The sequence below is a fragment of the Burkholderia sp. HI2500 genome (assembly GCF_002223055.1).
Classification (GTDB): domain Bacteria; phylum Pseudomonadota; class Gammaproteobacteria; order Burkholderiales; family Burkholderiaceae; genus Burkholderia.
This window is the reverse complement of the sequence record NZ_NKFL01000004.1, coordinates 259,466-281,921: the sequence shown is the minus strand read 5'-3', so window position 1 is coordinate 281,921 and position 22,456 is coordinate 259,466. Positions and strand designations below refer to the sequence as shown.

At 56.3% G+C, this 22,456-nt stretch carries 17 protein-coding genes; 1 reads left to right on the top strand and 16 read right to left on the bottom strand.

Annotated elements, in window-relative coordinates; all coding sequences use genetic code 11:
* From CFB45_RS03790 to CFB45_RS03780, 3 genes are read right to left on the bottom strand one after another with little or no spacing between them, the layout of a single operon-like run.
* A complete protein-coding gene (locus CFB45_RS03790; RefSeq protein ID WP_089424586.1) occupies positions 1–1,530 on the bottom strand; it encodes an LTA synthase family protein in 1,530 nt (509 codons plus the stop codon).
* Positions 1,527–2,318, bottom strand: a complete 792-nt coding sequence (locus tag CFB45_RS03785; protein ID WP_089424585.1) for an SDR family NAD(P)-dependent oxidoreductase — start codon at positions 2,316–2,318, stop codon at positions 1,527–1,529. Before CFB45_RS03785 ends, CFB45_RS03790 begins: the two co-directional genes overlap by 4 nt.
* Complete coding sequence (locus tag CFB45_RS03780; protein WP_089424584.1) at positions 2,311–3,516, bottom strand: capsule biosynthesis protein; 1,206 nt, start codon at positions 3,514–3,516, stop codon at positions 2,311–2,313. The genes CFB45_RS03785 and CFB45_RS03780 overlap by 8 nt, the downstream gene beginning before the upstream one ends.
* Positions 3,517–3,552: 36 nt before the next feature.
* Between CFB45_RS03780 and CFB45_RS38160 the strand changes: the two genes are divergently transcribed.
* Entirely contained in the window at positions 3,553–3,795 is a 243-nt protein-coding gene (locus CFB45_RS38160; RefSeq protein WP_144025159.1) for a hypothetical protein, read from the top strand.
* Positions 3,796–4,024: 229 nt separating this feature from the next.
* Here the strand turns inward: CFB45_RS38160 and CFB45_RS03775 are convergent, their stop codons facing one another.
* From CFB45_RS03775 to CFB45_RS03715, 13 genes are all read right to left on the bottom strand, one after another.
* Complete coding sequence (locus CFB45_RS03775; RefSeq protein WP_218828866.1) at positions 4,025–4,981, bottom strand: phytanoyl-CoA dioxygenase family protein; 957 nt, start codon at positions 4,979–4,981, stop codon at positions 4,025–4,027.
* Between the two features lie 136 nt (positions 4,982–5,117).
* Positions 5,118–7,559, bottom strand: a complete 2,442-nt coding sequence (locus tag CFB45_RS03770; protein ID WP_256978110.1) for a glycosyltransferase family 2 protein — start codon at positions 7,557–7,559, stop codon at positions 5,118–5,120.
* Positions 7,560–7,661: 102 nt separating this feature from the next.
* A complete protein-coding gene (locus tag CFB45_RS03765) occupies positions 7,662–9,926 on the bottom strand; it encodes a glycosyltransferase family 2 protein (RefSeq protein ID WP_089424582.1) in 2,265 nt (754 codons plus the stop codon).
* Positions 9,927–9,946: 20 nt separating this feature from the next.
* The gene (rfbC, locus tag CFB45_RS03760) at positions 9,947–10,489 is read right to left on the bottom strand and encodes a dTDP-4-dehydrorhamnose 3,5-epimerase (RefSeq protein WP_089424581.1); all 543 of its coding nucleotides are present in this window, start codon (positions 10,487–10,489) and stop codon (positions 9,947–9,949) included.
* The gene (gene rfbA, locus CFB45_RS03755) at positions 10,486–11,370 is read right to left on the bottom strand and encodes a glucose-1-phosphate thymidylyltransferase RfbA (protein ID WP_089424580.1); all 885 of its coding nucleotides are present in this window, start codon (positions 11,368–11,370) and stop codon (positions 10,486–10,488) included. Before rfbA ends, rfbC begins: the two co-directional genes overlap by 4 nt.
* Positions 11,371–11,388: 18 nt before the next feature.
* On the bottom strand, positions 11,389–12,279 hold the full coding sequence (gene rfbD, locus CFB45_RS03750; protein WP_179255037.1) for a dTDP-4-dehydrorhamnose reductase: 891 nt from the start codon (positions 12,277–12,279) through the stop codon (positions 11,389–11,391).
* 2 nt (positions 12,280–12,281) lie between these two features.
* Entirely contained in the window at positions 12,282–13,340 is a 1,059-nt protein-coding gene (rfbB, locus tag CFB45_RS03745; RefSeq protein WP_089424578.1) for a dTDP-glucose 4,6-dehydratase, read from the bottom strand.
* A 101-nt stretch (positions 13,341–13,441) separates the two neighbouring features.
* Complete coding sequence (locus CFB45_RS03740; RefSeq protein ID WP_089424577.1) at positions 13,442–16,357, bottom strand: rhamnan synthesis F family protein; 2,916 nt, start codon at positions 16,355–16,357, stop codon at positions 13,442–13,444.
* Positions 16,344–18,266: a methyltransferase domain-containing protein gene (locus CFB45_RS03735; RefSeq protein ID WP_089424576.1), complete on the bottom strand. Its 1,923-nt coding sequence runs from the start codon at positions 18,264–18,266 to the stop codon at positions 16,344–16,346. Before CFB45_RS03735 ends, CFB45_RS03740 begins: the two co-directional genes overlap by 14 nt.
* A 42-nt stretch (positions 18,267–18,308) precedes the next feature.
* Positions 18,309–18,962, bottom strand: coding sequence for an ABC transporter ATP-binding protein (locus tag CFB45_RS03730; RefSeq protein ID WP_089424575.1), 654 nt, complete (start codon positions 18,960–18,962; stop codon positions 18,309–18,311).
* A gap of 13 nt (positions 18,963–18,975) precedes the next feature.
* Positions 18,976–19,770 (bottom strand): ABC transporter permease, encoded by a 795-nt coding sequence (locus CFB45_RS03725; protein ID WP_089424574.1) that lies wholly within the window; start codon positions 19,768–19,770, stop codon positions 18,976–18,978.
* The gene (locus CFB45_RS03720; RefSeq protein ID WP_256978107.1) at positions 19,760–20,872 is read right to left on the bottom strand and encodes a hypothetical protein; all 1,113 of its coding nucleotides are present in this window, start codon (positions 20,870–20,872) and stop codon (positions 19,760–19,762) included. The genes CFB45_RS03725 and CFB45_RS03720 overlap by 11 nt, the downstream gene beginning before the upstream one ends.
* Complete coding sequence (locus tag CFB45_RS03715; protein WP_089424573.1) at positions 20,869–22,053, bottom strand: polysaccharide biosynthesis/export family protein; 1,185 nt, start codon at positions 22,051–22,053, stop codon at positions 20,869–20,871. Before CFB45_RS03715 ends, CFB45_RS03720 begins: the two co-directional genes overlap by 4 nt.
* Positions 22,054–22,456: the final 403 nt, after the last annotated feature.

Sequence of the window (22,456 nt, the reverse complement as noted above, 5' to 3'; positions counted from 1 at the left end):
TTATGTCGCTTTCTCGGATGCGTGCGGCTGTTCCGCGCGATTTCCGTCATCTTGTACCACATGCAGCAGCGCCGCCCCAAGCTCTTCGGCCGCCAAATTCCGGCATTCGGGAACATCTGTGCCGTAATTTCGCCAAATGAAGTAGTCGCTGGTTTGTGGAGAAACGCCCAGCTTTTCGAATACGTGAGGTAACGCGGGAACATGGTCGCCGTAAAAGCAAACGACTGTTTCACGATCGCTGGCGCGCAAATGATCGAGCAAACGCCCGATCATAGCGTCGGCGTTTTCAATATGGCGAAGGTATGCAGTCAGGTCGCGCCAGGAAGTGCCCTCGCCCAGAGTATGCCTTGAAGACGATTCCCCAGGCAAAACCTGCTCCAGGTGCAGCGGGCCGTGATTTTCCATCGTCATCGCGAACACGAATTGCGGCTTGTCGCGTGCGGCTTCCAGCTCGGCAAGCACGGCGTCCAGCACAGCGGCGTCGGAGATATACGGGCCCGCTCGCGGCGCATCGGCGAAGTGTTCTATATCGAGAAACTTGTCGAATCCGAGTAACGGGAATACGCGGTTACGCCCGAAGAAATCAGCGTAGTACGGATGAATCGCAACCGTGTTGTAACCAGCCTGTCCGAACCACCGTGCAATCGATGCGCACGCGCGACGCACAAAAGCATAGGGATAAAAGCGCGCGTAGCCCAGCTGCTCATACGCCAGGCCGGTCAGCATCGCGAATTCGGTGCGCATTGTGTTTGCGCCCCACGCCGGCACCGAAAGCTCGCCGTAACAGACAGCCTCGTTCCTTGCCCGATCGAAATGAGAAAGCACGGTGGGGGTGATCGCTGGTGAAATACGTCGTACATCGAACAGCGATTCACTCTGGATCACGATGACGTCAGGGCGCAGCGCCGGCGTGCCGGTCGCGAACGGTCCCGCTTCGACCACGCGCCGGAACGCTTCGAACGTCGCGGGCCGCATGCCGTTCAGCAAGTATGCAATGAATACTGCGAAAAAACCGTGACGGCGCTGATCTTCCTCTGCGTCGAGCACCAATGGCAGGCGAGCTGCAATGTATCGCGCCAGTAAGAATGTGAACGCAACCACGACCGCCAGCGCGAGCACCGGACGCGGCGCGACGGGCGCCTCGGCGAGATAGCCGGCGACGACCAACACGATCCCTACGCCGATCGCAACTATCTTGCCGGCGCTCAGGAACGGCAGATAGAGCCGCGGATGCGAGAACAACTGGCTGAAGAGGCTGAGGTCGGTAAAAACGAACGGTTCGCGCAGGGATTCATATTTTGCGTTGCTCACGACCGCAACGAGCCCGACCAGCGCAACCGCGACGGACGACGAGAAGATTGGACGCGCAGTGACGAGCAATATCAGCGACGCAAGGAACACGACCGAAAGCACATGCAAAAGCAGCGCATCGGCGCGACGCCGCAATGACGCGCGCGGAACTGCGATCCGGTCCGGCAGAAACGACGCGCCGGCCGCAACGGCGAACGCGAGCCAGATCGCGCCCGTCAATTTACGTCTTCCTTGCCGGGCAGATACGAAAGCTTGTCGAGGATCGCATCGGCCAGCGTGATGGGCAGCACGGCCAGGATGCGCATGCCGAATGCAAGCAGGCTGGGGAACGCGATTTCCGCACGTCCGATATCGAGCTTTCTGCGAATATATGCGGCAGCCTGATCAGCAGTCCACATGAAAGGCTTGTCACCCGGAAACACGTCGCTCATCGACGTTTTGACGAAGCCGGGAAGAATAACCGAGACACCGACACCATCGCGCTTCAGAAGCGGGCGGACGGAATCGGCGTAGGCCTTGATCGCCGATTTGCTCGCGCAGTATGCGGGCGAGATAGCCATGCCGCGAAGGGCTGCCAGAGAGCTGACTGCGGCGATGCGGCCATGCTTGCGGATGCGCATGCGTTCGACAATCGGGAGGACGGTGTGCATCGCACCGTAGAAATTCGTGTCGACGACACTGGCAATACGGTCGAGATCTTCCCAGTCAGATGCGGAGGACAGCGTACTCGCGACGCCGGCGTTGGCGATGAGCAGGTCGATCGGATACTGATCGTCGAAGCGATGCAGCCAGGCGCGAATCGGGCCGGACTCCCGGACGTCGACGATACCGACGATCACGGTCGCACCGCGCGCCCTGCAAGCCGCGGCAGTCGATTCGAGCAGCGCCTCGTTCCGGCCAACGATGCCGAGTACGGCACCAGGCTGCGCGTATGCGAGCGCAAGAGCGCGACCGATACCCGCGCTCGCGCCGGTGACAACGACGTGCCGAACCGACGCCTTAGCCATCCGCACGCTCTAGCCGGGCGACCGCGCCGGCAATGGCCATCGCAATACCGGTTCGGGTGTAGAAATCGCCGTTGATCTGGGTGTGATGCATCACGTAGTCGAGGAACGCGTGATAGAGATCCATATCTGGCGGCACGCCTTCAAGCCAAAAATCATCGAGATCACCCTGCCAGGTCAGGCCGCTGAAATTGTAGATAGCCGAGCCAAGTGCAACCAGCGGCCGCTTGTGATGCAGCGCGGACAAGCCGACCGTGCTGTTGATCACCACGACCCCGCGCGCATGTTCAAGCAATGTCGGAAGATGCCCGGCATCGATGAAACGAAGCCGATTCTCCATGCCTGCGGCACGCGCAATTTTAAGCGAAAAATTCCGATACTCGATCAGCCCGGTATCCAGTGGGTGATTTTTGATCACCAACAACGCATCTTGCGGCGCGTATCGCGCGAAAGACTCCACAACATGGCTGATCGCTGCTCGAATTCCATCGAAAGACGAATGCACGACGATTTGCGCGTCTGAATTCAATTGCAGCGGAAACAGGTAGTAAGTCCGTCCGCTGTCGAGCAACTCGCGCGTAACGATCTCTGCTTCGCGTCGATGTTTGCGCTGCAGAAGCATCCGAACGGCCAGCCCTGAGTATTCGAAGAAGCCGTTTTTCGGTCGGTGGCTGCGATACTTCGGAAACCGGGGCCAGCATACCGTGTTCGCAAAACGATACGTAATGTCGTGGAAGGCACGCTCGTACAGGTTGTAGCCCGTGGCCTCCCACTGCTTGGCGGGGGGCGTTACGCCGCGTTGCTGCAGATACCATGCGGGGTCGCGCGGCAGCAACGAGCGCCCGTTAACACCGTGACTCTCCAACGTGATCCAGTGCGGTCGAACGTAGCCTTCCTCGAACACATGGACACGCAGGCCGTGCGCGGTCGAGACGGCCAGCATCTCGCGATGGATGTCGCGGCAGTCGCCGAACATGATGACGTCGGTGATTCCTTCTCGCCGCACAGTATCGTCATACCATTGCGGTAAATTCTCAACCCCGTCGCTATAATTCAAAACGGCCCCTACCCCACCATATAGCAAGTCGCCACCGCAGAAATTTACTCGATAGACGGCAAACCCCCTGTCTCGGAGCGCGCGCGCGAGTCGATAGAAAAAAAGCGAAGCAGTGCCTTGTAGCACGAGAAACGAGCGCGGCATCTAGGTTATTGAATGGAAGCCCGAAGAAGCACGAATATGTCCGCAACACCCAAGAAAGGCAAATGTAACGAACGCAAAATTTCGAGCCAGACTCAGTGGCTGAATGGGGCGGCGATGACCGCAGGAGGTGTGGAGGATACCGCATTGCAATACAAATGCGAAATGTATGTCGCTGTAAAAAAAACGACATATGTCGACCGCCAAAAACTGAATTCATCCGAGCGTCGCATTCGTGCCGGCGGCCCTGCTCGGCATCGCGGCACCTCTTCGTTGCGATAACCGGGCGTGTGCCGGGCATCCCGCCATCACAACGCACGCCGAACCACTCGAACCACTGCGCCACAAGCCCGCTACGTGGAGAGGTACGTGCTGGCGCTTCCGCCAGCGCATTAGCCGACGCGTGGACGCCGCTTCATGCGTCCATCGGGCGTCGTGACTTTCTCGTAAAGTCCACGGTCTTTCGCCAGCCGTGAGCCCCATCGCCACCATGGCAATCAAATAGGCAAGTTCAAGAGGAACCCATCCACTTGCGCAATCTTCCTGTCAGGGTTCGCGACTTGCGCGCACCCGCGGCAGACGGTACGACCTCTTCACCGAGATAGGAATTACGCTTTTGTGCACCGTCAACGATGCTGACCAGATTACGGAGTTGCAGGCGACCCAGGTATTCGTCGGAAAATGCAGGTGTGTAGTAGACACAATGGTCGAAGAAATAGTGCGTCACCTGTGACCAGCGGGACATAGCTGGATCGATTTGATGACTCCCGCCGTGCAGCAGATTCGCACACCAGATCAGCGCTTGTCCCTTACGCGCCTGGAATGTCTTAATGTCCGCCCCCTTCGCTTCCACCATGGCATCCCAGATTTTCTGATACGGTAATTGCGCCGATTCGCTGGGTACCCCGAATCCTCGCCGACCAACCATTGCATTATCGATCATCGGCCAATTGTGCGATCCGGGGACGAGCTGCAGCGGCCCCGCTTCCGCCGCGATATCTTCCAGTGCGACCCACACCCCGCACATGAATCGCTGCGGAATCGACGAGAAGTGTACCGCATCGGTATGCAGCTTTTGTTGCGTACCAACCCGAAAATTGAGCGTCTGGAATGGAAATGCAACTCGGCCATACAGGCGCCCGAGTAAATCCCGTATCTGAGGGTTGGTGGCAATCGCTTTCACATCCGGATCGCTTATCCACGCGTCCTGAATGCGACCAGCCTCGTGGAACACCCCATCCTCGCTCAATCCCGTGTCAGCAAACAACGGGGTCAGGCGCTCCCGAATACGCGCAATCCGTGCATCAAGGTCCGGATCCGGGAAATCGATCACCGCATAGCCGTTACGGTTCAGCGCAACGGCGATCTCACGCTCACCAGGCATCAACTCAGCTTGGACAATCTCGGTATCGAAAAGCGGCGACTCGATTATTGGAATGCCTGGAAGCAAGCGCTTTTTAACGTCCATGAATATTCCTTCTGTGTTACTTGATTCTCATAGGGACACCCGGAAGGATCACACAACAGCCAGATTCACCACAATTCTGAAACGCCGCATGCTTCTAGGCGGACACACTCAACCGGCATCAAATAATTCATGCCGCTCAAGCGCACCAAGGCTCATACAGCCTCGGGAAATCGGCAATAGTAAAATCCTCTCGATCGAGAGTCAAATTTTGATTGTAGTACGGATCATTTAACTGATCAGTACGCCACCGGGAAATCATAAACTTCTTTTCCCGATTAAATCTTGCGCGCTTCTCGGGAGACATTTGATCATCTCCTCGACTGTAGGATTCGTAATGGTACAATATTGCATAAGGCGTCCATACTATTCGGTAACCCGCCTCTCGTACACGAAGACACAGGTCCACATCATTAAACGCAACCGGCAGATTTTCTTCATCAAATTCACCAACAGCATGAAATACATCCCGGCGCATAACCAAGCACGCTGCCGTGACCGCCGAGAAGTTCTGGACGAGAACCGCTCTTCCTGCGTAGCCCGGGTGCATAGAAGGATATAGCCGGTGCCCATGGCTGGCGAACCCCCCGATCCCCATCACGACCCCCGCATGCTGAATGAATCCATCGGCATAGAGAAGCTTCGCCCCCACGGCGCCAATGTCTGGCCGCAACGAATGCGAGACCATCTCGTTGAGCCAATCCGACCGGATCGCTTCCACATCGTCATTCAGAAAGCACAGTACGTCTCCGGTAGCATGTTTCGCAGCAAAGTTGTTTATCGAAGAATAATTGAAAGGAAAATCATACCTTAGTACTGTCACATTGCTTCGTAGCGATAGCGATTGCAGATAATCGATCGTCTCCCGATTCTTACTTTGATTGTCGACGACAATTATTTCCAAATTCGCGTAGGCAGTCCCATGAATTACACTGTGGACGCACTTCTTTAGTACCTGGCCGCCATCCCGGGTCGGTATGATTACAGTGACCTTAGGCATGGGTTCAGGAACCGGATATTGCACCCGGCAGGTTCCAGTCAGATTTCCTCGGGAAACACGCACCCCGGGCTGATCCTTGAAAAAATCCATAAGCGCCCGTTCCTTCGCAGCATCGTCATGCTGCTCGGCATTCGAATCGACCGATTCTGAATTGTTACATCGACGGGAATGATAGAGCACACGTGGAATGTGACAAATTTGGGACGACGTGCTTTTCTTCACGCATCTGAGCGCGAGATCGTAGTCCTGTCCGCCCTCAAATTCGGCTCGAAGTCCACCTATCTTACGTACGAGAGAAGCTCTATAGGCGGCCAGATGAGAAATTATGTCATGGGAAAAAAATAAATCCGGATTCCATGAGCTCTTGAAGCACACATTTCCCCGGACGTTACTTTCGTCGATCTCATCCTTATCGGAGTACACAATATTCAGACCATCAATTTCATTGACTTTCAGGGCAACGAAATACAATGCATGAGGAGAAATAGCATCATTTTCACCGAGAATCGCAATAAATTCCCCGCTCGCCAATTCCAGAGCACCATTCGTTACGCTCGAAACACGTCCGGCCGCCGCCAGGAAAACGATATTTATCCGCTCGTCTTTTTCAGAAACCGCGTTCAAATACGAAGTGACTTTCGAATCAACACCTTCGTCAACGGCGACGCACAACTCCCAGTTTTCATAAATTTGCCCGAAAACCGACTCGATAGCGAATTCAAGAAATTCGACCGAAGCCCCACAAACCGGAATCAGAATTGAAATCAGTGGCTGCTTCGCGAACGAGCCGATATGCTGCCGGATGGAAGCAACATCGGATGGGAGCAGCGTATCGAATTTCCTCACGTACGAGTCGTAGCCCAACGGCACCGAATGAAATCGTAATCTCGCGCAATCCTCATACACCTTGCGCAGATCGGTCAGCAAGCGCCCCCAGGTGATATTGTGCTTTCTTGCCCGGCCGGTATTCCTGAATTTCAGCAAATCGCCAATGACCCACTCGGCCATCCTGGCGACTCTTTCTACACTAGATATTTCAGTTATCTGCAAGAACTCCAGTCGAACGACACCTTCGCCTCGCATGGGAACCAGACGCAAACGTCGCGCCTCAGACGGAATCTTGATGATGTGCTTGATATTCCCCGATCGAGTCGCGGGGATGAAAAAGGACTCCGTATCCGAAAAGCCCGCCCCTGCATCCACTTGGAGCCGAGCCACCAGATTCGCTCCACGCCGGATCATTCTGGACTCGACATATACCCAGCCTGTTGGAACAACTGCGTTCCTGCACTCCGATTCCAGATCAAAAGCGGGATTATCTCCCGTCGACGTCCAATCGAAGGACGTCGTCCCCGACAAGGCCAGATCCCGGACCGGATTGACCTTGAATCGAACGGTGCGACGAACTATCGACAGGGGGAAATCTTTCATATTGCTCGAAAAATGGATGAATCTGGATCGGTGGCGTGACAAGTTGTGGCAAGAGGCGGTTCCGGCCCCGCCGATATGATTGCCGGCCGAAAAGCGAGCGCGCTCACGGGCTGTCAGCGAGGTCTGAATCTCGCACGGCTCGCTCGACATACGGAAGCACTACTCGCCCGCCCACCCGGTACGAGAACGGTCGAACACGATGCGAACCAGCCCGAAGCAAGCTTCGACAAATCTCTGGCCAGCGATCCGCAGTCAGGATGACGTTGCGCCGGGCGCATGGAGCGCGAGACGCCGGAGCGAGATCACACGTGGCGGCCACGCCAGTTGACAATCGAATCGATCAAGAGACAAGTTCGGGTTATATGCCGGGTCGTTCACGATCACGTCGTGCCAATGATGCCGCATGTAATCAATCTCCCGAGCGGCCCGGGCGATCTTCTCGGCGGTATCGTCCCGGCCTCGCGTTGCGGATTCGTGGTGATACAGCACGGCGTGCGGCGTCCACAGCACCTTATACCCCGCCTGCCGAACGCGCAGGCAAAAATCGACGTCGTTGAATGCAACCGCGAGATCGCGCTCGTTCAATCCACCCAGTTGCCGATACAGGGATCGCCGGACGACGAGACATGCACCAGTTACCGCGGACAGGGACTGTGTCGTAACTGCGCGTGCCTGATATCCCGGCTCGTCGCGCCCCACCCCCCGAAGCAGATGATCGGCACAGCCGCTGAGCCCGACGATGACACCCGCATGCTGGACAGTTCCGTTCGAATAGAGCAGCTTGACGCCGACGGTACCGACCTCCGGACGCAGCGCGTGCCCCATTACTTCGTCGAGCCAGTCGTCATCGATGATTTCGACATCGTTGTTGACAAGCGCAACGAACTCCCCTCGCGCGATATCGACCGCGCGATTGTTGAGTGCGGAGTAATTGAACGGACGATCGTCCCGGAGGATGCGAACACGATGATCGATTGAAAGCCGCACCATATAGTCGAGCGTGTCCGGGTCATCCGACCCGTTGTCGACGATGATGATTTCAAAGGCAGGGTACTGTGTTTTCGCGAGAATCGAATCGACGCAACGGCTCAGCAGCGAGAATCCGTTACGGGTGGGAATGATGAGCGTGACGAGCGGCGCCTGTTCCGGAACGGGATACCGCACGTGATGGCCGTATTCCGTCGATGAGACCGTTGCCCGAACACCGGCCCGCTCGAGGTGACGTACGACCGCCAGCCTGCTCGCATCGCGTGCATCGCGTTCGGCGCCCGGATCCTGAATCGATTCGGGTTCGACACGAGCGTGATAAAGCACGCGCGGAATGTGCAGGATCTTGTCCCGACTGGTACGGGCAACGCAGCGCAGCGTCATGTCGTAACGCGACGCGGCCCCGTGGCGATGATCCCGCCCGCCGGAAGACGCAAATATGTCGGCCCGGTAAACGCCAAGACCGGTAAACAGATCCGATGAGAGCATCCAATCCTCGTCCCAGTCGCTCTTGAAGCACGGACTGTGTCGAACGCCTTCGACGTCGATGCAGTCTTCGTCCGAATAGAGCAGGTCGACATCGGGACGTCGCTTGATCGCATCGGCCACGACATAAAGACCGTGGAGCGGAAGTACGTCATGCTCCCCCAGGAACATGACCCAACTCCCGCTCTCCGCAAGCGCCCGATCAAGCGTCGAGTGAGCTTCGGTTGGAGAATGATTTCCAATTACCCGGATGCGCGTGTCGGCACGAAGATCCCGCGGAATTAATTCAGCGCGATCCGAGCCAGAGCGGCAATCGAGAATCAGGAGTTGCCAATGCGGGTAGATCTGCGTAACGACAGAACGGACGGCTATTTCCCAGTGCGACAATTGCGCGTCGGATACCTCCACGCCAATCGCGAATCTCGGGCCACCGGCAAAGTGGCGCAGATTGTCCTGCATGGCCTGGCATGTGTCGGCACTCGGCGTGTCGAAGTGACGAACCCAGTCCGGGTATCCGACCAGTAGGTCCGATTCGTCGAACAGTCGACAGTAATCGCGCCAAGCCTGCGCGATTTCGATTCGACTGCCGCGAACCTCAGTCAAATCGTAGTCGTCACCGCAAGGCTTGTACCTTGGGTGCAGCGCTTCGAGCTTGGTCATGAGGCGCGAACGCGCAAACCGCGTTGTGACCCTGGCAAGGCGAAACATCTCGATTCCGTCGACGGTTCTATCGTCGAGATCGATTTCGATTTCGATCTTTCCGCGCGCCGGGAGGTATACGAGCCGCTTGCTCACCTCCCGAGCGCCGAGCGCCATCGCGAGTGTTGCGGACGACGGTCCGGCGTGCAGCCTTAACCGGGCTGGCACCTGCGCGGCCTGGCCATTCGGACGGAGTTCGATCATATACCAACCTGGCAGCAACTCGACGTTGACTAGGTAAGCCCGGGATCTCGACCGATCGTCCGACGATCGCATTTCGGCATCGGGCTGATCAACCAGGAATGGCATCCCCCATGTCAGGCGCAGGGCATTGAGATCAAACATGGACTGGCGCGGGAAGCGACTCAAAAGTACTCAGCATCGCTGAAAGCAGGCGCCGCCCCGTCCTTGCCGGACACCAACGCTTCACCGGAGATGGGCCATTCGATCGCGAGCGTCGGATCGTCCCAGCGGATCGCTCGTTCGGCATCCGGATACCAGTAATCTGTGGTCTTGTACAAGAACTCTGCTGCGTCGGACATGACAACAAAGCCGTGCGCAAAACCTTCCGGAATCCACAACTGACGCTTGTTCTCCGCAGACAACACCACGCCGACCCATTGCCCGAACGTCGGCGATGCGCGACGAATATCGACTGCGACGTCGAACACTGCCCCTGCCACCACCCGAACCAGCTTACCCTGCGCGTGACTGATCTGATAGTGCAGGCCTCGAACGACGTTCTTCGCGGATTTTGAATGATTGTCCTGCACAAACTCGACGGAATACCCAATCGCCTCCTCGAATACGCGCTGGTTGAAGCTTTCGAAGAAGAAACCACGCGCATCACCGAATACTTTCGGTTCGAAGATCTTTACGTCGGGAATGGCAGTTACTGTTACGTTCACTGGATCTTTCCTTCTTTCAGAATGGTCTGTAGGTAGCGGCCATAGCCATTTTTGCTGAGCGGCTGCGCGAGACGTTCGAGCTGTTCGGCGTCAATATAGTCGAACCGATACGCAATCTCTTCGATGCACGCAATCTTCAGCCCTTGCCGGTGCTCCATCGTTGCGATGAAGTGCGACGCCTCGAGCATCGAATCGTGCGTACCGGTATCGAGCCACGCAAAACCGCGCCCCATAGTCTGTACGTTGAGCAAACCATCCTTCAGGTACAGGGCGTTCAGGTCGGTGATCTCCAGCTCCCCGCGCCGCGACGGCTTCAACGATTTCGCAAATTCCACCACCTTCTCGTCGTAGAAGTAGAGTCCGGTCACCGCGTAATGCGATTTCGGAACCTCGGGCTTTTCTTCGATGCTGATTGCTATGCCCGTCGAATCGAACTCGACAACGCCGTACCTTTCGGGATCCTGCACATGATAGGCGAAGACCTGAGCGCCCGAGGTCTTATCGGCCGCCCCTTTCAACAAGCCGCCGAGATCATGGCCATAGAAGATGTTGTCACCGAGAATCAGCGCCGATGGGTCGCCATCGATGAAGGATTCACCCAACAAGAACGCCTGGGCAAGCCCGTCCGGGCTGGGCTGCACCTTGTACTGCAGACGTATCCCCCATTGCGATCCGTCACCCAGCAACTGCTCGAAGCGCGGCGTATCTTGGGGTGTCGAGATGATAAGAATATCCTGGATCCCCGCCAGCATCAGTGTGCTTAACGGGTAATAGATCATCGGCTTGTCGTAAATGGGCAGCAGTTGCTTGCTGACCGCCTGTGTCGCCGGATAAAGACGGGTACCCGACCCTCCGGCAAGAATAATGCCTTTGCGCTTCATGCTTGTTCTTCTTTCGTGTCAGTCGTGCAGTTGCTCGAAAACGTAATCAACACCATTACGCCAATTAGGGAGCGATATTCCGAACGTCGACATCAATTTGCTGCAATCGAGTCGCGAGTTCATCGGTCGCTTTGCCGGAAGTGGATACTCGTGTGTCGCAATCGGTACGATATTGGTCGAGCGCAATTTCAGATCGAGGCCTTGCGCTTCCGCAAGCGCCACGATGTAACGCGCGTACTCGCACCAGTTCGTCTCGCCAGATGCTGTGAGATTGTATGTCCCGAACGCAAAGCGTTCGCGGTCCGTGAAGTAACGGGCAACGAGGTGCGCGGTTACATCGGCGATCAGCGCAGCCGAAGTGGGCGCGCCCGTCTGATCGGCCACGATGCGAAGCTCGGCGCGTTCCCGAGCAAGGCGCAGGATCGTCTTGAGGAAATTACCACCGTGCGCACCCACGACCCAGCTCGTTCGAAGAATCAGGTGCCGCGCAAAGGCTTGCCGTACCGCATCTTCGCCTTCGCATTTGGTCGCCCCATAGACCGATTGAGGATTGACGGGTGCGTCCTCCCGATACGGCGCTACACTAGCGCCTTCGAACACATAGTCAGTCGAGTAGTGGACGAGCGGTACATTTCGTTCGCCCCCCCAACGGGCCATCACGCCGGGCGCCGCTGCATTGACCGCTCGCGCCTGCTCCGGCTCACTCTCGGCCTTGTCCACTGCCGTGTAGGCGGCAGGATTGACGATCAGGTCAGGTTGATGGCGATCCAGCGCTGCGACGACACTGGCGGCATCGCCCAGATCCACATCGCGGCGAGTCAACGCAATCACCTGTCCGAGCGGCGCAAGCGCGCGCCGCAACTCGAAGCCGACCTGCCCGTTCGAACCCGTAATCAGGATGCGCGGCATTGTCACTCTCCGTATTGGCGTTCGATCCATGTACGATACTGGCCGCTTGTGACGTTCTTCACCCAGGCCTGATTCGTCAAGTACCACTCGACGGTCTTTCGGATACCGGAATCGAATGTTTCGGCGGGCTTCCAGCCGAGCTCGCGTTCGAGCTTGCGAGCATCGATTGCATAACGGCGATCGTGCCCCGGTCGGTCCTGAACGAAACTGATCTGCGCCGCATACGACTTGCCGTCACCGCGCGGCTGCAGTTCATCAAGGATCGAGCAGATCGTACGCACGACCTCGATGTTGGGTTTTTCGTTCCAGCCACCGACGTTATAGGTCTCGCCAAGCGCGCCATTCGTCAGCACCGTACGGATCGCCGAACAGTGATCCTTGACATAAAGCCAGTCACGGATCTGCTGACCATCACCATAGATCGGCAGCGGCTTGCCTGCGAGCGCGTTCAGGATGATCAGCGGGATCAGCTTCTCGGGGAAGTGATACGGACCATAGTTGTTCGAGCAATTGGTGGTCACCACCGGCAGCCCGTACGTATGGTGCCACGCGCGCACTAGGTGATCCGATGCGGCCTTGCTCGCCGAATAGGGGCTGTTCGGCTCGTACGCGTTGGTTTCAGCGAACGGCGGATCATTCTCCGCAAGTGTACCGAACACTTCGTCAGTGGAAACGTGCAGGAATCGAAATGCGCGACGCTCATCTTCCGCGAGATCCGACCAGTATGCGCGCACCGACTCGAGAAGATTGAAGGTGCCGACGATGTTCGTCTGGATGAAATCGCCCGGGCCATGAATCGACCGATCGACATGCGACTCGGCCGCGAAATTGATCACCGCACGCGGCCGGTGTTCGGCAAGCAGTTTTGCAACAAGCTGACGATCACCGATGTCGCCTCGGGCAAAATGGTATCTCGCATCGCCTTCCAGCGATTTCAGCGTGTCCAGGTTCCCTGCATAAGTCAACTTGTCGAGATTGACGATCGATTCATCTGAACCGGCAAGCCAATCGAGAACAAAGTTTCCGCCGATGAACCCGGCCCCCCCCGTAATAAGCAACATGCTAGCCACCTTTATTCATTTCAATTAATTGATGTTCCCTGCGTGATTGCGATGTATTCGTCAAAATCGAACCCTGTCTTCCTTGCAATCACATATCCAACCTACTCGGCCACAATGCCTCGGCCACAGTAAAAATCATCGAGGGCAAGTGCTGAAAAGACCCGCTTTTCGTTGCCGGACAATCTTGCAACAAACCGCGAAAACAATTCCTCGCAACGCGTCTTGCTGATTTGCAGTGACCCCGACATCTCGTCACGGAAACGGACGGCTTCCTTGACAAAATCCATGGCGCCCTGCTGCAGTTCGTGCCGGCATTCCCGCCCTTGATCGATGTAGTCGCCCGGTTCGCGATACTCGACGGAATCGGAAGATGCATAGCGGATCACCTGCTCGTCATCCGCACTCAGCATCTTTTCCAGCAAGAAGCTGTTAAGGAACATAAGCGGCGCAGTAGGCGCCCGCTCCACCCCTTCCGCGAAACATCCCGCCACCGTGACACCGGTGCTGGTCTGCAGTGCCAGCCCCTTCGTATCGGTCATCAGATAGAGACCGTGCACTTGCTGGTCGAGCAGCTTGACCAGATGCCGCTGGATGGTTGCGCCATAACCGACATCGACCACGGCCCCCTTGCCATCTGCATCGATCCCCTTGTCGCGCAGATAATCCAGCGCGTTTTCACGCTCCATGCTCGCCTGTTTGAGAATGTGAGGCGTGATGAAGTGCAGGAACGGACGAATATGATCGATATCGTGATCCATGATCGTCAAGGGTTCGTTTCGCGACCATACCTTTGCCCGCTCGCATTCTGCCCATTGCCGATCATCCAGCACGGTACCAAATCGCTCATCCAGGAACATCGCCATGGATGCGCCATAGAAATTGTTTGCCGCCGCGATGTCGAAAATATCTTCGACCGTGCGAATGCACGGCACGGTAACCGCTCGTCGAGAAATCAGCAGATATTCGCTGCGGACTGCGTTCTCTTGACCGTCTTGCCAGCAATCGAAGACCTGCTTGAGGAACTTGCCTTCGCGCGCCAGAAAGTACAGGCGGTCCAGCTCTTTATCTCGCACCTGGGCACGCAGCCATTCCGAAAAGGCAACCACGATCGGACCGAGCAGGCTGTAGCCGACCGACCGCGCGCTCGAGCCGAACATATCGTCGGCCGAAAAATCGGGATAGCTGATCGGCCCGAAGTTTTCCGACGCAAGCGTGCCGAACAAGAACTGGTCAGCCGCCGGCGCCGTTTCCGCGTTCGGAACCAGATCGTTGAGTTGCGGCATGGCTCGCATCATGTTGATCGGCTTGACGACGTGCATCGCCCTGATACCCATGTCCGCAGGGATCTGGAAATCCGAGCGCTCGTTGTCGCCGATCATCACCATCTGGTTCGGTGCAATCTTCTCTTGAGCCAGAATGTGCTCGTACAGCTTGCCACTGTCCTTGCGCACACCGACTTCAGATGACAAATAGAGGTGATCCCAGCCGTCGATGCCGCAGCGCTTCAGCATGTCTTCAATGACCACCCGCGTCAGGAACATATCGCTGGCCAGGATGACCCGCTTGCCCTTCTGTGCGGCAAATTTCAGCAGAGCCGCAACTTCACGCCTCGGCCGAACCGAATTGATCTCGAGTTCAATTTCCCGTTCAGGCGTCAGGAATTTCCGCTCCCCACGCTGATCGACGGCAAGCTGGGCGTAGATATCATGAATATCGACATCAATCCCCTTGACCTCTCTCGCCCGGCCTTCGGCCTGCACGCGAAGCTCGCGGAACCTAGCGATCCCGTTCCGGGCGTATTCGGCATCCAACAGACACTTGACGTAGTCGGCATCGAGAAATGGTCGGGTCAACAGTGTGTCGAAAATGTCGAACGCAACGACCTTCACATCGTCGTTGGCGATCGCTGAGTGCAGATGATCAAGGGGCCGATCAATATACTGATTAAGCCGCCAGCGCGACCAGCTCGGTGTGCGCGCATCACGAACGACGCCAAGCTGGAAGTTACGTGATGTCGGTATGACGCCGAGCATGCGTTCGATGCCATGAGCCAATGTACCGTCGGTCTGCCCCTGTTCCGACGGGAAATTGCTCCATTCCAGCCCCGCTTCCAACAAGGGTCTCACCGCTTCGGTGCAAGCCCAGAACATCGACCCGGCCGGAAAATCGAAATAACCGTCCGGGAGTTTCTCCACGCCGAAGCGTGGTGCCCATGCTCGCGCCACGCCAGAATTGGCCAGCCACGTATTGGCCATATAAGGCAGATTGTAGAAACATTGTGGATAGATCATGCCGTAGCGACCACTCTTGAGCGCTCGCAAAAACAAGGCGATCCTTTCAGGCTGCTCGAAAAGCGAATTCAGCAAATACTCGCGCCAGCCGTCCGTTTTCCCGTTGTTATATAACGACTTCTTGGTCTGGATATGCGAAATGACATCGTATTTCGCCATTTCTTTGCCGAATTCAACAACAAATGGAGCGATATCACGACCGATATTAGGCACCACACGGACATCGACCCGTGCGGCATTCGGGATGGTCGCAAAAACCTTCGCAACAGACTCGCGAGCGGCCTCATTTGCAGTCGAGGCGTAAAGGTCGAACGAACAGGGAATCCGGCTTAGGTACTGAGCAAACTCGTCTGCCAGATCCGCATAGTACATATGCGCATGAACCGCAACAGAAATGCCCTGGACTGCCGACACATCGATGCCGCCCGGACCGACGAACTCCGCCGGCTGCGCACGCACATGTTCGATATCGGGTCGGTCTGAAAAATCGCCGCCTTCGATTCTTTTAATCAGATCATTTATCCCGGAATAATTTTCCGCGAAATAAGTAAAATTGGCTGACGGCTTTCTTCCGATCTGCGCGCCGATCCACAGATAGTGGTAAGCCGGCTCGAGACCGATCCAGCTGACGTCCGGGTATTCTCTCAGATACCATTCGGCATCAAAATGCTTCCACCCGCGAATAGCGGCTACCTTACTCTCATTGATAGCTTCAATCACAGCCATGCCCCTTTTTTACAATACGTCCTTCTTTAATGCCATGATTGATATAGTGCCGCAGAGGATCCGCCCTACCTTCCAGAACATCGGGATAAGTGGCAACATAATCATCTGAATCGAACAACCCTTGCTTCTTCAGCGAGACTTTCTGCCACTTGTGGCTGAAATAGGCCGGAAGCCAAGCGAGCGCTCGCGCCTTGCTGGAGGTCGAAAAACCTTTAGTCAAAACGGAAATGACCCGGCACAACCATTCAATCTGCATGGCCATGCTCGAAATATGTTGGTCGCGCTCCTGAATGAGTCGTGTCAGCCCGCCGATCTCGCGAAAACGCTCGTGCAAACGGTCTTCGCTCACCGCTTTCTGAGCGGCAAGCTCGGAGAGCCGAGCCTCGAAAACGTGCTGCATCTCGTCGCTCTTTGCTTTCTGGGCACCTAGTTCCGCCAGTCGGCCCTCAAAAGCATGCTGCATCTCTGCAGAATCCGCGTGCCCCTTTGCAATTTCCGAGGTCAGGGCTTGCAACTGCCTGCCCAATTCCTCGATATGCAGATCGCGCTCCTGAATAATCCGTGTCAGTCCACCGATTTCACGAAAACGCTCGTGCAAACGGCCGTCGCTCGCTGCCTTTTGAACAGCAAGCTCCGCAAGCGCGGCCTCGAAAGTGCCTTGTCGGACAGCCGTACCGGCACGCTCCTTCGCCAACTCCGTCGTCAGCGCCTGCAACTGCTTGTCCTGTTCGTCGCGCTGCCGATCGTGCTCCCGAACCCGTTGGACCAGATCGTTAATTTGCTTGCGCAAACGCTCCTCATTCGTTGCCCTCTGAGTATCGAGCTCCACACGCTGAGACTCGAGAGACCGCTGCAACGCGGCGAAATCCGCACGCTCCCTGGCGATTTCGGCAGTCAGTGCCTGCAACTGGCTATCCTGTTCCGCAAGTCGCTCGTCACGTTCACTGACAAGCTTCATCAGCCCCTCGATTCGCTCCTGCAGATTCTCTTCACTTGAAGCGCTCCGAGCAGTGAAGTCTGCAAGCTGGACTTCAATGGATCGCAGCGACGCGGCGGAGTCGACCCGCTCCTTCTCAAGCTCCTCGTTCAGTACCCGCAACTGTGCGCCTTGCTCCTCGATACGATGATCACGCTCCTGAACAAACTGCGTCAGACCGCCGATCTGCACGTGCAAGTGCGCTTCGCTCGCCGCTTTCTGGGCAGCGAGTTCCGCAAGGCGAACCTCAAAAGAACGCTGGAGCTCTGCCGCATGCGCCACTTCGTTACGCGCCTGGCGCAAAAGACGCATGTCCTCGTTTTCTTCCGCCGCGTTGACGATCAGCGACGACCGCCAGTTGAGTGCATTGGTACAACGCACCTTGTTGTGGACAAAATCCAGATTGAGCTCGAGGTCACAAGGCCCGCGACGGAACACAGCGCAGAAATCGTTCCATGAATCGGCTTCCCGCTCCGCGATAAAGCTTTCCACGAGGATCAAATCGAACCCTTCGCTGCGCGCCAAATCCTCCAATGCAAGCCCCGAATCCGGATAGAAACGCCAATAATCCTTCGGATAACGATGCACCGAGCCGTTAGAAGGTGCGCTGACATAGATATGACCGCCCGGCTTTACCTTCCGGCACATTTCGATGAAGGTGCGCCAGAAGGCATTGTCGTGTTCAAAGACCGACGAAGCTATGACTAGGTCGAAATGCGCATCCGGCACCTGCCAATCGTTGGTGCCGGTGATGACGATATCCACCCCGACACCTGCCTCAAAATCCAGCCCGACGTACTCGGCGTTGCGCGGAGAATGATCTCGCAGCGTGCCATTGATATTCTGCGCACCGATCTCAAGTATTTTCGACGAGATCGAAGGCAGATAAGTACCCATGACCAGCCCACCAATCTTATATGCAGTGTCATGCATATACCGATTCCTTATATATAGAGTTCATTCTCGCTTTATATTTTAAAGCGACTCATAAATTCGAATCGCATCCTCAACAGTTTCACAGACCTTGAGGGTGCCATTATCCAGGACAGCCGCATGAGTGCAGACATTGCGAATCAGGTCTGTCTGGTGAGCAACAATGATCATCGCTCGATCACCGCGCTTCTCGAACAGCTCGACATTGCATTTTTGATGAAAGCGGTGATCGCCAACCGACATACCTTCGTCGATGAGGAAGCAGTCGAATTCGATCGACATCGAGATGGCAAACGCCAACCGCGACGCCATGCCGGAAGAGTAGGATTTGACCGGCTCGTCGAGATACGAACCAAGTTCGGCAAAATCCTCGACCAGATCCAGCGTCTTGCGATAGTCGACGTTGTATATGCGGGCAATCAAGCGTACGTTGTCCTTACCCGTCAGGCTGCCCTGGAACGTGCCGCCAAATGCCAGCGGCCATGACACCGACATCGTCTTGACGACCTCGCCGGAATGCGGCTTGTCCGACCCGCTGATAATACGAATCAGCGTCGACTTCCCTGCACCGTTGCGACCCAGGATCCCCCACCGCTCACCCGCCCGAACACGGAGGTTGACGCCCTTGAGCACTTCCCGATGCGACCGCCCGTGATGGATCGAATACCGCTTGGTGACATTGCGCAGTTCAATCATACCCGACTCCGGCTCAGTTCAACTGCACACGTCGGATAGCGATATGCGCAATCGACAGAGCAAAGAGAGTAAAAAACGACAACACGGTCACGGTATAGCCAAGGTAATACAGTGTCGGCATCCGATCGCCGTAATAACCGTGGTGGAAATATTCGACCGCATCAACCAGCGGAAAATACGTCAACAATTCGGCGATTCTCGAAGGCAAAACGTACGTTGGAATAAAGACCCCCGAAAAAGGGATCATTAGATAAAGAATGACGTGCGAAATCCGCTCGATCGCCTCGCTCATCTCAGACAACGCAGCCATGGTCATGACGAAGTTGAACGAGAACCAGACGACCAAAAAGTATCCAAGAATCATGCTGAGCAGATCGGCCGGAAGCTGACAAATGCCGATCACCACCAATACCGCGTACAGCACGAGAAACGCAGCTGTCGCACCCGCAAATTCGAGAATGATGCGCGAATACAGTATGTCGATCGGGCGAATCGGCTTGTGATGCAGCAATGATCGATTGTATTCGATGGCCTTGATTAACCGGCCCGTCGTGTTTCGCCAGAACAGCAGAGTAGGATAGCTGACCGCCAAATACTCAGCCACCGAATACTTTGCCTTTGTTTCGGTATGACTGAAAATGATCATCACGCCGACAACGAACATCGCCGGCTCGGCCATCATCCACAATACGCCAAGCCCTTCACGGCCGAAGCGAGTGATCATCTCGCGCATGACCAGCGCCCAGACAACCCTGATCTGGATGCGCGCCTGTTCCCAGAATGTTGGCGGACGATAGTCAGCGGTCATAGTGCTCTTTCACTCCACCGATAACGATGGTCAACACGCCCCACAGAATGAGGCCGAGCAGGAAGGTGGCAAGAATGGCACGCCCACGGCGCGGCGTCATCGCGTAGTCCGGCAGGCTGGGTTCGGAAATGCGCTCGAGGTAGAGTTGCTTACGCTCGGCCTCGACCCGCGCCTGGTCCAGCAACGTGATGGCGCCAGCCAGGATCTTGTCGGCCACTTCCTTCTCCAGCGTCAGACGCTGAAATTCGGCGGCCTTGCTGGCGAGCGATGCCCCTTGTCCGCCGGCCACGCGCTGGCTCACCTGGTCGATCGCCTGCTGCAGCAGCTTGGCGCGATCCCGCAGCGTCGGCAGCCCCGGATTGTTTGGCGACAGTCGCTCCATTTGGGCGATCTGCACGCGAGTTGCAATCAAATCGTCCTGAAGCTTGCCGACCTGCTGCAGCGGAATCGTCGACTGACGCTCAGGGTCGATCACACCCGCAGAATTCCGGTAATGCGCGAGCGCCAGCGTGGCAACCCGGTCATTTTCCTTGGCCACATCGACGTCGTGCTGAGCTGAATTGATCAGATCCGACCGGGCACGGGTGTTCATCTGATTGACGATCCGCTCGCCCAGTTCCAGCAGGCGCTTGTTCATGCTCCATGCGAGACGAGGGTCGTATGCGTTCGTGCTCAAGGTCACAATCGGGGAATCGGTCTCGACCTTTGCATCAACGATATTCTTGCCGTAGTAAAGGTAGAATTCTTCCAGACTGCCATTCAAGCCGAAGAGAGAAAAGCGATTAATAAAATCAATCGATCCACTTTGAAAGGCCAACTTGATATTCTGCTCCTTGTCCAACACCATCATCGCATCGCGAGACAGGATGTATTTTTGAACAGTATACGAATCGCCCTCCGACTGGGAAAATCCCCCAACACCTTTCAGCAGCCCGCTCAGCCCCGAAGCATTGGATTGCTGTGGGCTACGAATCAGAAAACTGCTGACCGACGTATATTGATCGCTAGCGATAAAACCAAAATAAATAATTGAAATAACAGTAGGAATAACGACTGTTATCAAAAACAAACGGTTAGCTCGCTTCAGAAATTTCATAATCATTTGAATGTCTGGACGCCAGACACGATCGGATAAGCGACGGAGAACACCAGATTTAGCACTTTCTGGAGTTCTGCGACCGGCGCATTGGAAACGTAAAGAACGTCCTTGTTGTCCATCATGAAGCTTTGCGCCACAAAGAACGAATCCGGATCTTTCAGGTTGATGTGATAGATGACCGGGACTTTGCCGTTTGCCGTCGTGCGCACCGGCTGATTGGGCCACTTGAGCGCCTGCTGATCCTCCAGCCGGAAGACGAACACGCCCTGCGCGTCCGAGCGCGAGTCTTGCAGACCGCCTGCCCGCGCCAATGCCTGCGCGAGCGTAATGCCCTGCGCCTCGAAATTGACTTCCTCATTCTTGCCTGTCGCGCCAAACGCGGTAAAGCTATAAGGTTGGAACAATGCCGTGACGACGTCACCTGCCTTGAGCGGCACATTCTGGCGCGGATCGCGAATCACCGACTCCAGCGGCTCCAGCGCGACGGTTTCGCCACGCGTCACCTGAATCATGATCTTGTTGATCGGCTGCTTCACGCCGCCTGCTGCAGCGACTGCGTCGAGCACGCGCTCGCCGCGCGCGCTCAACTGCATGCGCGTGCTGCTCGACACATCTCCCACCACGGTGACATACGAGGTCTCGTTACGCGCCAGTTGCACCAAAACCTGCGGATCATGCGCGATGGTCTTGAGACGCGCAGCAATATAGGATTGCAATTGGCTTGGCGTACGTCCCAATGCCTTTATCGCGCCGACGAACGGCACATGGATGTTGCCGTTTCCGTCGATCACTTGCGTCGGCAGCTTGGTCAACCGTGCGCCAGTCGGTACACTGCTGGGAGCCGGTAAGTCGCTCGTACCACCGCCAAACAGCGTGGCAGGCGGAGCTTCCCAGATTGATACCTCCACTACATCACCTACACCCAACTGTTGCTGAAACGCAGAGTTGTCACCCAGGGTCGCCGCGAAATCCGTACTTTTTCGTCCCGCATAGAGTTGCCGCGCAATCTGGTCGGTCACGTCAACGACTTGGATTCCTTGCAGACTGACCTGATTCGTGCCAGTACTGCTGGCATTAATCTCGGAACGACTCGGCCCAGACGTGGGAATGGCCCCGCACGCAGCCAACCCAATGGCACCACCGATGGCGGCAGCCAACCACACACTGCGATTTAAACTCTGCATTTAACAATCCAGTCATTCAAAGGCCGCCGGATTTTACCGCACAATGTAAGATGTACCGGTGAATTTACCGGCATGGCGCATCCGAAACACCGAGGGTACCCTTGAGGTTCCTCGAGTTTTCGCCGTCCAGCAGCCCTGGCTTACGCGCAGCCGAACCCTTTGCCCGCTAAGACGCGAGCCGGTCTGGCACAAACACGGGCGGTTCCAAAAGTCCATTGCTGCTGCGCGCAAGGGCACGAGCAGATCGGTAAATCTGACCTCAAGCTTCAGTTGTGTTTGCATACTCGGCGCTTGTGCTGATCAATCGACGTACACGCGCGAATTGTCCCGCCATCCGAGATGCCATAGAATTACCCGGCGGAATTGTTGCATGAGCCATCGGGCTTCGGCAAACGGAAACATT